At 45.7% G+C, this 15705-nt stretch carries 10 protein-coding genes and 1 tRNA gene; 1 reads left to right on the top strand and 10 read right to left on the bottom strand.

What is annotated here, in order from left to right; genetic code table 11:
• Positions 1-81: 81 nt before the first annotated feature.
• The 6 genes from rpoC to rplK form a co-directional block, all read right to left on the bottom strand.
• Positions 82-4254, bottom strand: a complete 4173-nt coding sequence (rpoC, locus tag OZ660_RS17785; protein ID WP_226432011.1) for a DNA-directed RNA polymerase subunit beta' — start codon at positions 4252-4254, stop codon at positions 82-84.
• A gap of 81 nt (positions 4255-4335) precedes the next feature.
• On the bottom strand, positions 4336-8364 hold the full coding sequence (gene rpoB / locus OZ660_RS17790; protein WP_274741851.1) for a DNA-directed RNA polymerase subunit beta: 4029 nt from the start codon (positions 8362-8364) through the stop codon (positions 4336-4338).
• 325 nt (positions 8365-8689) lie between these two features.
• Positions 8690-9067, bottom strand: a complete 378-nt coding sequence (rplL, locus tag OZ660_RS17795; protein WP_015068303.1) for a 50S ribosomal protein L7/L12 — start codon at positions 9065-9067, stop codon at positions 8690-8692.
• Between the two features lie 57 nt (positions 9068-9124).
• Positions 9125-9643: a 50S ribosomal protein L10 gene (rplJ, locus tag OZ660_RS17800; RefSeq protein WP_274741852.1), complete on the bottom strand. Its 519-nt coding sequence runs from the start codon at positions 9641-9643 to the stop codon at positions 9125-9127.
• A 305-nt stretch (positions 9644-9948) separates the two neighbouring features.
• Positions 9949-10644 carry a 50S ribosomal protein L1 gene (gene rplA, locus OZ660_RS17805; RefSeq protein WP_159625692.1) on the bottom strand — a complete coding sequence of 232 codons (696 nt, stop codon included), beginning with the start codon at positions 10642-10644 and terminating at the stop codon, positions 9949-9951.
• Positions 10645-10648: 4 nt separating this feature from the next.
• Positions 10649-11077, bottom strand: coding sequence for a 50S ribosomal protein L11 (rplK, locus tag OZ660_RS17810; protein ID WP_032097749.1), 429 nt, complete (start codon positions 11075-11077; stop codon positions 10649-10651).
• Positions 11078-11334: 257 nt separating this feature from the next.
• Between rplK and OZ660_RS17815 the strand changes: the two genes are divergently transcribed.
• Positions 11335-11526 (top strand): hypothetical protein, encoded by a 192-nt coding sequence (locus OZ660_RS17815; RefSeq protein WP_274741855.1) that lies wholly within the window; start codon positions 11335-11337, stop codon positions 11524-11526.
• 124 nt (positions 11527-11650) lie between these two features.
• Here OZ660_RS17815 and OZ660_RS17820 read toward each other — a convergent pair whose 3' ends face one another.
• From OZ660_RS17820 to OZ660_RS17835, 4 genes are all read right to left on the bottom strand, one after another.
• Positions 11651-14359: an Ig-like domain-containing protein gene (locus tag OZ660_RS17820; RefSeq protein ID WP_274741857.1), complete on the bottom strand. Its 2709-nt coding sequence runs from the start codon at positions 14357-14359 to the stop codon at positions 11651-11653.
• Between the two features lie 193 nt (positions 14360-14552).
• Positions 14553-15104: a transcription termination/antitermination protein NusG gene (nusG, locus tag OZ660_RS17825; protein ID WP_014951044.1), complete on the bottom strand. Its 552-nt coding sequence runs from the start codon at positions 15102-15104 to the stop codon at positions 14553-14555.
• A gap of 3 nt (positions 15105-15107) precedes the next feature.
• Entirely contained in the window at positions 15108-15485 is a 378-nt protein-coding gene (gene secE, locus OZ660_RS17830) for a preprotein translocase subunit SecE (protein ID WP_159625690.1), read from the bottom strand.
• Positions 15486-15563: 78 nt separating this feature from the next.
• Positions 15564-15640, bottom strand: a tRNA-Trp gene (locus OZ660_RS17835).
• Positions 15641-15705: the final 65 nt, after the last annotated feature.

A 15705-nucleotide genomic window follows, 5' to 3' on the forward strand; every position in this document is an offset into this window, starting at 1 on the left:
AGACAGGAAGTTTTCCTGCTTTTTGTACGCCTTGCCTGCCAATTTGTTAGGAGTACGTTAACGCACTCCTATGATCATGCCTTATTCGGCAGTATCTTCGTCTGCACCAGCGTTAAGCGCTTCGGTTAGTGCCTGTTCTGCTTCAGCAGCAGAAACTGACATTTCTTCGATTTGCTCTTTGCGGCGCTGTGCGCGGCGTTCGTGGTAAGCGAAACCTGTACCCGCTGGAATTAGACGACCAACGATTACGTTTTCTTTCAGACCGCGTAGGTCATCTTCTTTACCTTGAACCGCAGCTTCAGTTAGAACACGTGTTGTTTCTTGGAACGATGCTGCTGAGATAAATGACTCAGTAGACAGTGACGCTTTAGTGATACCAAGCAGCTGTGTTTCATACTGCGCTGGGATCTTGCCGTGTTTTTCAATTTCACGGTTAGCCACTTTAACGTTCGATACTTCAACCTGTTCGCCTTCAAGGAACTGCGTATCGCCTGGATTAGTGATAATACACTTACGTAGCATCTGACGGATAACTACTTCGATGTGCTTATCGTTAATCTTAACACCCTGTAGACGGTAAACTTCCTGAACTTCGTTCACGATGTAGTTTGCTACTGCTGAGATACCACGTAGACGTAGGATATCGTGCGGCGACTCTGGACCATCAGCGATAACTTCGCCTTTTTCCACTTTCTCACCTTCGAATACGTTAAGCTGACGCCACTTAGGAATCATCTCTTCGTACGCGTCACCCTCAGCAGGTGTAATTACAAGACGCTTCTTACCTTTGGTCTCTTTACCGAAGCCGATAGTACCTGAGATTTCTGCAAGAATTGCAGGCTCTTTAGGCTTACGAGCTTCAAATAGATCCGCAACGCGCGGTAGACCACCCGTGATATCACGAGTCTTCGAGCTTTCCTGAGGAATACGTGCTAACACGTCACCTTCGTTAGCCACTTTGCCTTCTTTCGCTTCGATAGTGGTGAAGCTTGGAAGACGAATTTCTTGAAGGCCGAACTCGTCGCTTTCAAGAATTAGCTTAGGCTCTTTAGCGTTAACTTTCGCAAGGTCTTTAACAACGATACGTGTTAGACCAGTAAGCTCGTCTTGCTGCATTTCAGTGTTAGAGTCATCAATGTCTGCGAAGCTAATCTTAGCTGCACGTTCAGTGATGATTGGGTGACTATGCGGATCCCAGTTAGCAACAATGTCGCCAGCTGCAATGGTTGCACCGTCATCCACGCTAAGTACAGCACCGTAAGGTACTTTATAGCGCTCTTTCTCACGGCCTTGCTCGTCGATAACAGTAAGTTCTGTTGAACGAGAAACGATAACCACTTTGCCGTCAGAGTTACGTACGAATTTCGCGTTGTGTAGCTTAAGGCTACCCGCAGTCTTAACTTGTACGCTGTTCTCAGCAGACGCTCTTGATGCCGCACCACCGATGTGGAACGTACGCATGGTAAGCTGTGTACCTGGCTCACCGATTGACTGTGCTGCAATAACACCAACCGATTCACCGCTACCCACCATGTGACCACGTGCAAGGTCACGGCCGTAACACTTAGCACAAACACCGAAGTCGTTGTCACAAGTGATTACCGAGCGAACCATGATTTGGTCAACTGAGTTAGCTTCAAGCATGTCTACTAACGCTTCATCTAGAAGAACGTTACGCTCTACTAGTACTTCGTTAGTGCCTGGCTTAAGTACATCTTCTGCTACCACACGACCTAGTACACGCTCGCGTAGTGGCTCAACAACGTCACCACCTTCGATTAGTGGTGTCATTTGAACACCTTCGAATGTGCCACAGTCGTCGTTAGTGATTACCAAGTCTTGTGCAACGTCTACTAGACGACGCGTTAGGTAACCCGAGTTAGCTGTCTTAAGTGCGGTATCCGCTAGACCTTTACGAGCACCGTGAGTCGAGATGAAGTACTGTAGTACGTTCAGACCTTCACGGAAGTTCGCCGTAATTGGGGTTTCGATGATTGAGCCATCTGGCTTAGCCATCAGACCACGCATACCTGCTAGCTGACGAATCTGAGCGGCACTACCACGAGCACCCGAGTCGGCCATCATGTAAACAGAGTTAAATGATGATTGCTCTTCTTCTTCGCCATCGCGGTTAATTACGATGTCAGTCTTAAGGTTATCCATCATGGCCTTAGCAACTTTTTCGTTAGCATTTGACCAGATATCGATAACTTTGTTGTAACGCTCACCCGCGGTAACAAGACCGTTTTGGAACTGTTCCTGAATTTCGATAACTTCTGCTTCCGCTGCATCGATGATGTCTTTCTTAGCAGCAGGGATAACCATATCGTCGATACCAACAGACGCACCCGCGATCATCGCGTAGTGGAAACCGGTATACATGATTTGGTCAGCAGCAATTACTGTGTCTTTCAGACCTAGCGTACGGTAACAAGCATTCAATAGTTTTGAAATTTGCTTCTTGCCCATCGCTTGGTTGATGATTTCAAACGGCAGACCCTTTGGAAGGATCAGTGAGAAAATTGCACGACCAACAGTAGTGTCAGTTAGTGTTACTTTCTCAGTTTTGTTGCCATCTTCATCGATGTCATATTCAGTAATACGTACTTTAACGCGAGAGTGAAGCTCAGCATTACCTGTGCGGTATGCTTTTTCTGCTTCATTCGGGCTGGTAAATACCATGCCTTCGCCTAAGCCGTTTACTTTGTCACGCGTTAGGTAGTAAAGACCCAATACAACGTCCTGTGAAGGTACGATGATTGGCTCACCATTCGCAGGTGACAGAATGTTGTTCGTTGACATCATAAGTGCACGTGCTTCTAGCTGTGCTTCGATTGTCAACGGAACGTGTACCGCCATTTGGTCACCATCGAAGTCGGCGTTGTACGCCGCACACACTAGCGGGTGAAGCTGAATCGCTTTACCTTCGATTAGTGTTGGTTCGAATGCTTGGATACCCAAACGGTGAAGTGTAGGTGCACGGTTAAGTAGTACCGGGTGTTCACGGATAACGTCATCTAGTACGTCCCAAACCTCTGGTGCTTCGCGCTCTACTAGCTTCTTAGCAGCTTTGATTGTAGTGGCAAGACCACGACCTTCAAGCTTACCGTAGATAAACGGCTTAAATAGCTCAAGTGCCATCTTCTTAGGAAGACCACACTGGTGAAGACGTAGTGTAGGACCAACGGTAATTACAGAACGACCTGAGTAGTCAACACGCTTACCAAGAAGGTTTTGACGGAAACGACCTTGCTTACCTTTAATCATGTCTGCAAGCGACTTAAGCGGACGCTTGTTAGAACCGGTAATCGCACGACCACGACGTCCGTTATCTAGAAGCGCATCAACAGACTCTTGAAGCATACGCTTTTCGTTGCGTACGATGATGTCTGGAGCAGCTAGGTCTAGAAGACGCTTAAGACGGTTGTTACGGTTAATTACACGACGGTATAGGTCGTTAAGGTCAGACGTTGCAAAACGGCCGCCATCTAGTGGTACTAGAGGACGTAGGTCTGGTGGAAGTACCGGAAGTACCGTCATGATCATCCACTCTGGCTTGTTACCAGACTGTTGGAATGACTCAAGCAACTTAAGACGCTTAGTAATTTTCTTACGCTTAGTTTCAGAGTTGATTGAAGGCAGCTCTTCACGCATAGCCGCAACGTCTGCGTCTACGTTAAGTGCAGTAAGAAGATCGAATACTGCTTCAGCACCCATCTTCGCTTCAAACTCATCACCGTGCTCTTCAAGTGCATCCAAGTACTCTTCTTCGTTAAGAAGCTGGCTGCGCTCAAGGGTAGTCATACCTGGCTCTGTTACCACGTATGATTCAAAGTAAAGTACACGTTCAATATCACGAAGTGTCATATCTAGCATTAGGCCGATACGAGACGGAAGTGATTTAAGGAACCAAATGTGTGCAACCGGGCTAGCTAGCTCGATGTGACCCATGCGCTCACGACGAACTTTAGTCAGTGTAACTTCAACGCCACACTTCTCACAGATAACACCACGGTGCTTAAGGCGCTTGTACTTACCGCAAAGACACTCATAGTCTTTAACCGGACCAAAGATACGCGCACAGAACAGACCGTCACGCTCAGGCTTGAACGTACGGTAGTTGATTGTTTCAGGCTTTTTAACTTCACCGAATGACCATGAACGGATCATGTCAGGTGAAGACAGACCGATTCGAATATTATCGAATTCTTCAGTCTTGTTTTGTTGCTTTAGAAACTTTAATAAGTCTTTCACATTACTCTCCCAGCGGAGTCAGTCTCTAGAGCCCGGCGCAAGCACCGGGCCATCTCATAACATTACGCGGCGATTGCCGTATTACTTCTCTTCAAGCTCGATGTTGATACCCAACGAGCGAATTTCTTTAAGTAGTACGTTGAATGACTCTGGCATGCCAGGCTCCATTCTGTGGTCGCCATCGACGATGTTCTTGTACATCTTGGTACGGCCGTTAACGTCATCTGACTTAACAGTAAGCATTTCCTGAAGGGTATATGCAGCACCGTATGCTTCAAGTGCCCACACTTCCATCTCACCGAAGCGCTGACCACCGAACTGTGCTTTACCACCAAGAGGCTGCTGTGTAACAAGGCTGTAAGAACCAGTAGAACGCGCGTGCATTTTGTCGTCTACTAAGTGGTTCAGTTTCAGCATGTACATGTAACCAACCGTAACTGGACGCTCAAACTCGCGACCGGTACGACCGTCGAACAATGAAATCTGACCGCTTTCTGGAATATCAGCAAGCTTCAGCATTTCTTTGATTTCAGATTCACGTGCACCGTCGAATACAGGTGTTGCTACTGGAACACCCTTACGAAGGTTTTCAGCTAGACGACGAACTTCGTGATCTGTGAAGCTATCGATGTCAACTTCTTGGTGATTCTCACCAAGCTCGTACACCTTCTTCAAGAAGTCACGTAGTTCAGCCAGCTCACGCTGCTCTTTAATCATGCGATCAATCTTCACACCAAGACCGTGTGCAGCCATACCCAAGTGCGTTTCTAGGATCTGACCGATGTTCATACGAGACGGTACACCTAGTGGGTTAAGTACGATATCTACCGGCGTACCGTTAGCATCGTATGGCATGTCTTCTACAGGCTGGATAGTCGAGATAACACCTTTGTTACCGTGACGACCGGCCATTTTGTCACCCGGTTGGATGTGACGCTTAACCGCAAGGTAAACCTTAACGATCTTAAGTACGCCAGGTGCTAGGTCATCGCCTTGTGTGATCTTGCGACGCTTCGCTTCAAACTTCTTATCGAAGTCTAATTTGATTTCCGCGTGCTGATCAGCAATTTGGTCTAGCTCTAGCTGTGCGTCTTCGCTGTTAAGTGCAATTTCAAACCACTTTTCACGCGGTAGGCTGTCCAGCTTAGCTTGGTCAACACCAGCACGGATAAGTGCAGTTTGTGCACGAGCAAAGATACCGTCTGCAAGAATTTCGAACTCGTCGGTAAGGTCTTTCTTAACCTGACGTAGTTGCATATCTTCAATTTCTAGCGCGCGCTTGTCTTTCTCTACACCGTCACGGGTAAATACTTGAACGTCGATTACGGTACCGTGAACAGAGTTAGGTACACGTAGAGACGTGTCTTTAACGTCAGACGCTTTTTCACCGAAGATTGCACGTAGTAGTTTCTCTTCTGGCGTAAGCTGCGTTTCACCTTTAGGCGTTACTTTACCTACAAGGATGTCACCGCCTTTCACTTCTGCACCAATGTAAACAACGCCTGATTCATCAAGCTTGCTCAGTGCAGACTCACCCACGTTCGGGATATCAGAAGAAATTTCTTCTGGCCCAAGCTTAGTATCACGAGCGATACAGCTAAGCTCTTGAATGTGGATAGTCGTAAAACGGTCTTCCTGCGCTACACGCTCAGAAATAAGGATTGAATCCTCAAAGTTGTAACCATTCCACGGCATGAACGCGATACGCATGTTCTGACCAAGTGCAAGGTCACCTAGGTCTGTTGAAGGACCATCAGCTAGCACGTCACCTGCAACAATCGGGTCGCCAACACTACAAGTAGGCTTCTGATTAATACATGTGTTTTGGTTAGAACGTGTGTACTTAGTCAGGTTGTAGATATCGATACCTGCTTCACCTGGAAGCATTTCATCTTCGTCTACTTTAATAACGATACGGCTGGCATCTACGTAATCAACCACACCACCGCGCTTAGCAACTACAGTAACACCTGAGTCAACCGCGATAGTTCTTTCCATACCGGTACCAACTAGCGGCTTATCAGCGCGTAGTGTAGGTACTGCCTGACGTTGCATGTTCGCACCCATTAGTGCACGGTTCGCATCATCGTGCTCTAGGAATGGGATAATGCTTGCAGCAATTGAAACGATTTGCTGAGGTGAAACGTCCATGTACTTGATGTCTTCTTTAGGCATCAAGGTTGTTTCACCGCGGTGACGACATGGAATTAGGTCGTCAACCAACTCGCCAGCTTCAGTTAACGCGATGTTAGCCTGAGCGATTGCGAATTGACCTTCTTCAATTGCAGATAAGTAATCGATTTCGTCAGTTACCACACCGTCTACGATGCGACGGAACGGCGTTTCTAGGAAACCAAAGTCATTGGTACGCGCGAAGCTTGCCAATGAGTTAATTAGACCGATGTTCGGTCCTTCCGGCGTTTCGATTGGACATAGACGACCGTAGTGAGTCGGGTGTACGTCTCGAACTTCGAAGCCTGCACGTTCACGTGTAAGACCACCCGGGCCTAATGCAGAAATACGACGCTTATGCGTTACTTCTGATAACGGGTTGTTTTGGTCCATGAACTGAGAAAGCTGTGATGAACCGAAGAACTCTTTAACCGCTGCCGAGATAGGCTTAGCGTTAATTAGATCTTGTGGCATTACGTTGTCTAGGTCGCCTAAGCTTAGACGCTCTTTAACTGCACGCTCTACACGTACAAGACCAACGCGGAACTGGTTCTCTGCCATTTCACCCACAGAACGGATACGACGGTTACCTAGGTGATCGATGTCATCAACTTCGTCTTTACCGTCACGAATCATTATTAGCTGCTTCATTACAGCAATAATGTCTTCTTTATCTAGTGTACCAGCACCAATTAGCTCTTCACGGCCTAGACGGCGGTTGAACTTCATACGACCAACTGAAGATAGGTCGTAGCGCTCATCAGAGAAGAACAAGTTATCGAAAAGGGTTTCTGCTGCATCTTTTGTTGGTGGCTCACCAGGACGCATCATACGGTAAATTTCAACTAGCGCTTCTAGGCGGTTAGTTGAAGAGTCGATACGTAGTGTATCTGAAATGTATGAACCGTGATCTAGCTCGTTAATGTAAAGCGTTTCGAACTCTTTGATTCCCGCTTGGCTTAGCGCCGCTAGGTTTTCAAGCGTTAACTCGTCGTTCGCTGTAACAATAACTTCGCCTGTATCTTCATTGACGTAAGTTGCAGCATAAACACGGCCGATTAGGTAATCAGCTGGCACTTCAAGCTCAGTAAGTCCGGCTTTCTCCAGTGCACGTGTGTGACGCGCAGAAATACGACGACCAGTTTCAACAACTACGTTGCCTTCACCGTCAATAATGTCAAAAGCTGCCGTTTCACCACGTAGGCGATCTGGAACCACTTCCATCATTAATTTGTCTTTGTCGATACGGATCGCTACTTTGTCGAAGAAGGTATCTAGGATTTCTTCAGACGACATTTCAAGCGCGCGTAAGATAATAGTTGCAGGCAACTTACGACGACGGTCGATACGTACGAATAGGTTATCTTTCGGGTCAAACTCAAAGTCTAACCACGAACCACGGTAAGGAATTACACGTGCGTTATATAGCACTTTACCTGACGAGTGGGTTTTACCTTTGTCGTGATCAAAGAATACACCAGGTGAACGGTGTAGCTGTGACACGATAACACGCTCAGTACCATTGATAACGAACGTACCGTTCTCTGTCATCAACGGGATCTCGCCCATGTACACTTCTTGTTCTTTAATATCTTTTACTGTACCTGGCGCAGCGTCTTTATCGAACAACACTAACCGTAGTTTTACTCTTAACGGAGCAGAGAATGTGACGCCACGAATTTGACATTCTTTAACGTCGAAAACCGGCTCTCCCAGGCGATAGCTTACATACTGAAGCTCTGAACTACCTGAGTAGCTTTTAATTGGAAAAACGGAACGAAATGCTGCTTCCAAACCGTATTGAGCATCTGCATCGATCTCAATAAACTTTTTGAAAGAATCAAGCTGAATTGAAAGAAGGTATGGAATTTCCAATACCTGTGGGCGTTTGCCAAAATCCTTACGGATACGTTTCTTTTCGCTATAAGAGTAAACCATGGGTTCCTCAGCCTGCTGATTTTTGACCCAACCTGCTGCAAAATGCTTTAAAACGCGTGCTATGGGCTAAAAGCTGCGTTTCAAATGGCGCACTAAGCAACAAACTTCCACAACCCTTTTTCGGGCAGATACACCAGCATACAACAAAATTTAACCAATTATTAGTTAACTTGTTGGATTTTTATGCTTTTTATGGGTATGTCCGAATGGCGCCTTTTGTCGTGTAGCCAAGGGTTAGATTCTACACGCTATACAGCGCAAAAAGGCTGGTGGTTCAAAAAACCACCAGCCTTGCCGTCTCAGGCAATAATTTGACTATGTCAAATTACTTGATTTCTACTTCTGCACCAGCTTCTTCAAGCTCTTTCTTAAGTGCTTCAGCTTCATCTTTGCTTACGCCTTCTTTGATAGCTTTAGGAGCAGACTCAACTACTTCTTTAGCTTCTTTAAGACCTAGGCCAGTCGCGCCGCGAACTGCTTTGATAACTGCAACTTTGTTGCCACCGAATGAAGTCATAACAACGTCGAATTCAGTCTTTTCTTCTGCAGCAGCAGCGTCACCGCCAGCAGCTGGACCAGCAACAGCAACAGCAGCTGCAGCAGATACGTTGAATTTCTCTTCAGCCGCTTCGATTAGTTCAACCAGTTCCATTACTGGCATTTCAGCGATTGCGTTTAAGATATCTTCTTTAGTTAGAGCCATTTTCTCTAAACTCCTGGGTATAAAATGTTAAAAAAATCAATATGCCAAAAACGCCAATTACTTGGTGTCTTTGACCGCCGCCAATACGCGCACAAACTTGCCAGGAACTTCGTTGATTGTTTGAACGAATTTCCCAACTGGTGCTTTGAAGGTTGCAAGTAGTTTCGCAAGCGCTTCGTCGCGGGTAGGTAGTGCTGCAACTGCGTCCAATTTCTCTGGACCAAGAAGACCGCTACCAATTGAAAGTGCAGTAACTTTAAGCTTATCGTTAGTCTTACCGAAGTCTTTGAAAAGACGTGCCGCACCGCCTGGTGCGTCGATAGAGAAACCATAGATAAGCGGACCAGTTAAGGCGCTGTCTAAGTCTGCAAATTGACTGCCTGCTAGAGCACGTTTTGCAAGAGTGTTACGTACAACCTTTAGGTATACGCCTTGCTCACGAGCTTTAACACGTAGTTCAGTCAGTTCACCAACTTCCATCCCACGGTATTCAGCAACGGCTACGGATAGAGCGCGAGACGCAACATCAGAAATTTCTGCTACGATCTCTTTTTTTGCTGCTAAACCTAGTGCCACTGAGTTCACCTCTTTGTATCTGACTTTGTATGTAGTCGCCTACTTACGCCGTCAGGGTTCACAGATTGATACCAATCCTCATGATTGATACCGCTCTACGGTGTTTGTTACCCCAGAGAGTCTGAGTCAAACCACCGTCTGCGCAGGTTGTTGTATTAAGCAGTATGTTGATTGTGAAAGTTCTCTTACCTCTTTCACCACACCGCACCTGCGGTCTAGGACGGGAGCTGCTTATTAGCACTGCTAAATGAACAGCTCCAACCCATAACCTTTAAGAGATTCCAACGAGCTTTCGCTCAAAGGAATTAAAGACCTACAGAAGCCTTATCTAGAGATACGCCAGCACCCATTGTAGTGCTTAGGCTGATCTTCTTGATGTATGTACCTTTAGCAGAAGAAGGCTTAGCTTTCTTCAATGCTTCAAGTAGCGCTTCAAGGTTTTCTTGAATTTGGTTCGCTTCGAACGCAATCTTACCGATGCTAGCGTGGATGATACCGTTCTTATCGTTACGGTAGCGTACCTGACCAGCTTTCGCGTTCTTAACTGCTGTTGCAACGTCAGGCGTTACAGTACCAGTTTTAGGGTTAGGCATAAGGCCACGTGGACCTAGGATTTGACCTAGTTGACCAACAACGCGCATCGCGTCTGGGCTAGCAACTACTACGTCAAAGTCCATTTCACCTTTCTTAACTTGCTCAGCTAGGTCTTCCATACCAACGATGTCAGCACCAGCTTCTTTAGCTGCTTCAGCGTTTGCACCTTGAGTGAATACTGCAACGCGAACGTCTTTACCAGTACCGTTAGGTAGTACAGTTGCACCACGAACGTTTTGGTCAGATTTCTTCGCATCGATACCAAGGTTAACTGCTACGTCAACGCTCTCTGCGAACTTAGCAGTCGCTAGTTCTTTAAGAAGCGCAACAGCTTCGTTGATTTCGTACTCTTTGCCCGAGTCTACTTTTTCGCGGATTAGGCGAGCGCGTTTAGTTAATTTAGCCATTCGATTAGTCCTCTACGTTCAAGCCCATTGAGCGAGCAGAACCCGCGATAGTGCGTACCGCTGCATCTAGGTCAGCTGCAGTAAGATCTGGCTCTTTTGTTTTAGCAATCTCTTCCAACTGAGCGCGAGTAACTTTACCCACTTTTTCAGTGTTAGGACGGCCAGAACCACTCTTGATGCCCGCTGCTTTCTTAAGCAGGTAAGACGCAGGAGGAGTCTTAGTTTCGAATGTGAAAGAACGGTCTTCGTATACAGTAATTTCTACTGGTACCGGAGCACCTTTCTCAAGGCTATCAGTTTTCGCATTGAAAGCCTTACAGAATTCCATGATGTTTACACCGTGCTGACCTAGTGCAGGACCAACCGGTGGACTTGGGTTAGCAGCGCCAGCTGCAACCTGAAGCTTGATAATACCGCTTACTTTTTTAGCCATTTTACATGCTCTCTTGTTTGGGTCTAACGCCTCGCAAATACAGAGTTTATTTGCTCAATCGGCTTCCCGTTTCCATTTAAAAGGGCGCGCATTATATAAGGTGACTAATTACTATGCAAGGGCTAATTAGAATAAAAAACGGTCTAACGGCCAGTTTTCTCGAATTGGCAGATTAGCTAGGTTGGTATGTTGTGATCTCAACGTGCTCGTTACCAAAGGCATTCAGTTTTAGTTTTTAAGAAATTAAAGAGTCTTGCATGAAAATAGTGATATGGCTTGCGGTTGTGTGCATTGCTAATTGGTTACTTAAGCGCGCTATAGGCGTTAGTTTTTTCTCTGCGTTTAGTGATTCGACCAAGATCAGTAAGACTCGTGCTTTTTTACTAGACGTATTATGGGTTACAGGTTCTTTTTTACCGCTTTTTATCGTGCTATATCACGATTTGTGATGTTATTGGCACTCTCTGGGTAATCAATTACTTTTCCAGTTAGGCACTCTATCATCGAACGAGATAAAACAGGTCGCACAGTACATAGGGTGCTTCAATAGCGAGCACCCTATGTGTGTTTATTTTAGCGCGTCAAAATAGCCCGCTCACCACTAATAGCGTCGATTACATACACAGATTCTTTGTTGAAGTCTGCAACAAATATATTATTTGTCTCACTGTCAAACGACATACCGCTTGCACCGTATAAGGGTATGGTGCCATTTGGTTGGGATAGAACTTCTCTATCGCCCGTTGCAACGTCTACTGTTATAAGTAAATCGTGTTTTGAATCAGCGATGAAAAGGCGTTCCTTCGCGTCATCGTAGGTCATACTGTAAACATCTTCGAATTCAACGCCACTACCTTTAGTTACTGAAGCAATTTCAAACCTATCACCGGTTGAAATATCAACGCTGAAAATACCTTTCATAGCGTTGTCGTACACAAAAAGACGCCCATTAGCGAGGTCACCGACGGTAGTCGTCGCGAAAGATAAGTTTGCTCCACTGCCAATGCTACTATTCGCTACCGTAAATGGCGTAGCGGTAGTCAGATTGAAGCCCGCTACCTCATCGTAACGATAATCAGTCCAATACAAGATATTATTTTCATCGTCGAATACAAGCTGATTAGTGTAAAAATCAGAACCTATAACCTCAGAGTCCATCACAACACTGCTTACGCCAGTTGTTGTATCAACTTCTACGATTACTTTGCGTGTTCTGGAAAGTCTGTCAACTGCAAACAAGCGATTGGTCTTCTCGTTGAATTCAACAGCCTCAATATCCGTAAATTCACTTACTGAAAATGGCGCTAGCAGCGGTGCCCCTTCCCCTTTTTCTGCAACGTAAATCTGTGTTCTATCTGCAATAAACCAACGCGCTCTTACGCTATCCCACAACGCACTTGTTGGTTCGGTGAGTACAGTTGTCTCATCTTGAGGCGATAGACTAGTTGTAACTTCTGTGGCCATATTAACTTCAAACACAGTTTCTGCTCGGCTATCTAGCAGCCAATATGTTTGGTCGTCATCACCTAGAATGATATCTTGAAGAGAGCCTATATTGCTTGCTGTTGCATTATCGACACTGTTAATGAGAGATATGTGATTTGTCACTAAGTTAAACGCGTAAACTGCTGGCTTTAACTCAGCGTCACTTGTACGCCCTACGAAGAAAAGCGTATTGCCTGAATTAGAAATTGCAATATTCACAATATCACTAAACGTCTCACCACTGTCTGCGCTTCCAAACGCAATAAGTGTCCGCTCACCTGTCGCTAGGTCGACACGAAAAATCTTTTCTGCATAGCGCTCTGTAACATAAGCGACATTGTTGACGCTATCCACTGCCACAGCGTCTATATTTGAAATGGTATCGCCAGAGCCAGTACCGCCCCCTGTTACGACAGTACGTGCCCCGGTTTGCGGGTTAACCTTTTCTAAAATAGTATCGTAATTAGCCGTCAGGTATAGCGCATCGCTTGTGTGGTCATAAGTAATATCATTAGGCGTAAAATAGTCTGATGGATTTAGCAAACTCTCTTCAATGAATATTTCTCGTGCGCCAGTTTCAACATTTACTTTAATCACAGCATCTACCGTTGTATCGGTCACAAAGATAACATCGCGAACACTGTCGTATGCCACACTGCGCGGCACAACAAAGGGCACGCCTGAGCCTACACTAGGGCCAGAAATTTCAGTTATCTCTCCTGTTGTCAGGTCAATCGCAACCACGGCATTTAAAGACGCATCTACAGCAATAATTCGATTATTTGCTTCATCGACAACGCCGCCTAATGGCGACTCGAGTGTATAAAGTAACGCGCTGTTTGTGACTGACACTGCGGTTTGGGCAACCACGCTATCGTCAACACTCACTTCGGCAACTAACTCAACGTCAGTTGATGCGACAGGTAGCGTGGAGGTCCATGTCCCTGCTGCTAAATCTACTACTGCGGCAATATCATTTGTATTAATTGACGATACATCCGTGGCTAACACTTCGCTGTCTTCGTCGTCTACTACCGTGCCTGATACCGTTACTGATGTTGCATTACCACCTAGGTTCGCGCCATCAGTTGGATAATGAATACTAATTGATATTTGCGATTCGTCTGTAACCTCAACATTTGCAACTCCTTGAGTTACAGCACCCTCACCGTCCACTGCATTAAAAATTACACGATATAGATTGTTTCCACTTTCGCTAGCGGGCGCCTCAAAATCAGGTGGGTTTATAAAACGTAACGCGCTGACTTCACCTTCAATAGTGAACAGTGGACTATCGGCTTGTGCCACCAATTCAATACTTACGTCGTCACTATCAACATCAGTCACTAAACTGGCGAGATTAATACTTGTCGCGGTAGTGTTCTCTAATACCGTGGCAATAACGGTAGTTTGCACGACGGGTGCATCATTGACAGGTGAGACATCGAGTGAGACGGTTGCAACTTCAGAAGCGGCCCCATCGTTATCTATAACGCGAAAAGTGAAGGCGTCACTTCCAAAATAGTTCTCGTGTGGTGTGTATTCGAGGTTTGGCACACTGCCAGATAAGGTGCCATTTTCGGTTTGCGACATGATTTCGTATTGGCTTATGCTGCCATCAGAATCAGTACCGCTAAGCACAATTGAGATACTGTTGTCTTCAGATAACGTCAGAGACAATCCGGTGGCATTAGGAGCAACATTAACGGGAGGCGTGTTATTCGAGCCAGAACCTCCGCCGCCACACGCACTTAACGCAAGTACTGCGCTACCAATAAACACGCTTCGCTTCATCATACATCCTTTATTTGTTGTATTTATGTTTATGTGTCAAAAAGATATGACAGGTAGCGGGTTATACCAGATAGCGATGGCGTGAGTTAACAAGGAAAGCTAAATTGTTTCTGAAGTAATTGTTACAAATTATTTTTGTGAATTTCACATATAAAAAAGACGGATAAACCGTCTTTTTTTAAATACTTATAAAGGCTTAGCCTTTTTCTACCTGACCAAACTCTAGGTCTACTGGTGTAGAGCGACCGAAAATAAGTACCGACACTTTTACGCGGCTTTTTTCGTAATCCACTTCTTCCACCACGCCGTTGAAGTCTGCAAACGGGCCGTCGATAACGCGAATAACTTCGCCTGGCTCGAACAGTGTTTTTGGTCTTGGCTTATCAACGTTCTCTTCAAGACGGTTCAAGATAGCGTCAGCTTCTTTCTGCGTAATTGGCATAGGACGATCAGACGTACCACCGATAAAACCAAGTACACGAGGAACGCTTTTTACTAAGTGCCATGACTCTTCTGTCATCGCCATTTCAACCAATACGTAACCTGGGTAAAATTTGCGCTCAGATTTACGCTTTTGACCTGCACGCATTTCAACAACTTCTTCAGTCGGCACTAGCACCTGACCGAAGTAGTCTTCCATGTTGTGCATTTTGATGTATTCAAGCAGGGTCTTCTTAACGCGAGACTCGTATTGCGAATAGGCTTGAACTACGTACCATCTTTTCTTTACTGCTTCTTCTTCAGACATACGTTATGCTCCTATTCCAGTAATAAAGCCAACTACACGAACGATGATGCCGTCTAGTCCCCATAAAATCAGTGCCATGATCAACGTTGCCGCTAGCACGATAAGCGTAGTCTGGTTTGCTTCTTGACGCGTTGGCCAAACTACCTTGCGAACTTCTGTGCGCGATTCTTTAGCAAAGCTCAAGAAAGTGCTGCCTTTCTCAGTTGAAGCTGCGATAAAACCAGCAATAACAACTACTACAACAGCAGCGATGGCACGGTATAGTACCGAAATCTCACCGTAAACCGTGTTCGCGGTTACCAAACCGGCAAGTAGTGCAAAAATCACTACCCATTTAAACATGTCCAATGCATTGGACTGATTTTCCGTCTTTTCGCTCATGTTACGATCCTAGCACTACAGCGTCGTTGTCTTACGCGCTCAAAGAGGGCGCAATAAAAAATTTGTTGTTAAGTAAAATGGCAGGGGTGGAGGGACTCGAACCCCCAACCATCGGTTTTGGAGACCGCTGTTCTACCAATTCGAACTACACCCCTGTGGTGTCAAATGACAAATTTTACTTACACTACCCTTGTCAATGGTGCGTCTTTTCTTAGGAAAG

It is taken from the genome of Alteromonas sp. 009811495 (assembly GCF_028865455.1).
Classification (GTDB): Bacteria; Pseudomonadota; Gammaproteobacteria; order Enterobacterales; family Alteromonadaceae; genus Alteromonas.

Bases quoted from the DNA above. Each gene is read 5' to 3' on its own strand.
- rpoB (WP_274741851.1), bottom strand. From the start codon at position 8,364: ATGGTTTACTCTTATAGCGAAAAGAAACGTATCCGTAAGGATTTTGGC.
- rplL (WP_015068303.1), bottom strand. From the start codon at position 9,067: ATGGCTCTAACTAAAGAAGATATCTTAAACGCAATCGCTGAAATGCCA.
- rplA (WP_159625692.1), bottom strand. From the start codon at position 10,644: ATGGCTAAATTAACTAAACGCGCTCGCCTAATCCGCGAAAAAGTAGAC.
- rplK (WP_032097749.1), bottom strand. From the start codon at position 11,077: ATGGCTAAAAAAGTAAGCGGTATTATCAAGCTTCAGGTTGCAGCTGGC.
- OZ660_RS17815 (WP_274741855.1), top strand. From the start codon at position 11,335: ATGAAAATAGTGATATGGCTTGCGGTTGTGTGCATTGCTAATTGGTTA.
- OZ660_RS17820 (WP_274741857.1), bottom strand. From the start codon at position 14,359: ATGATGAAGCGAAGCGTGTTTATTGGTAGCGCAGTACTTGCGTTAAGT.
- nusG (WP_014951044.1), bottom strand. From the start codon at position 15,104: ATGTCTGAAGAAGAAGCAGTAAAGAAAAGATGGTACGTAGTTCAAGCC.
- secE (WP_159625690.1), bottom strand. From the start codon at position 15,485: ATGAGCGAAAAGACGGAAAATCAGTCCAATGCATTGGACATGTTTAAA.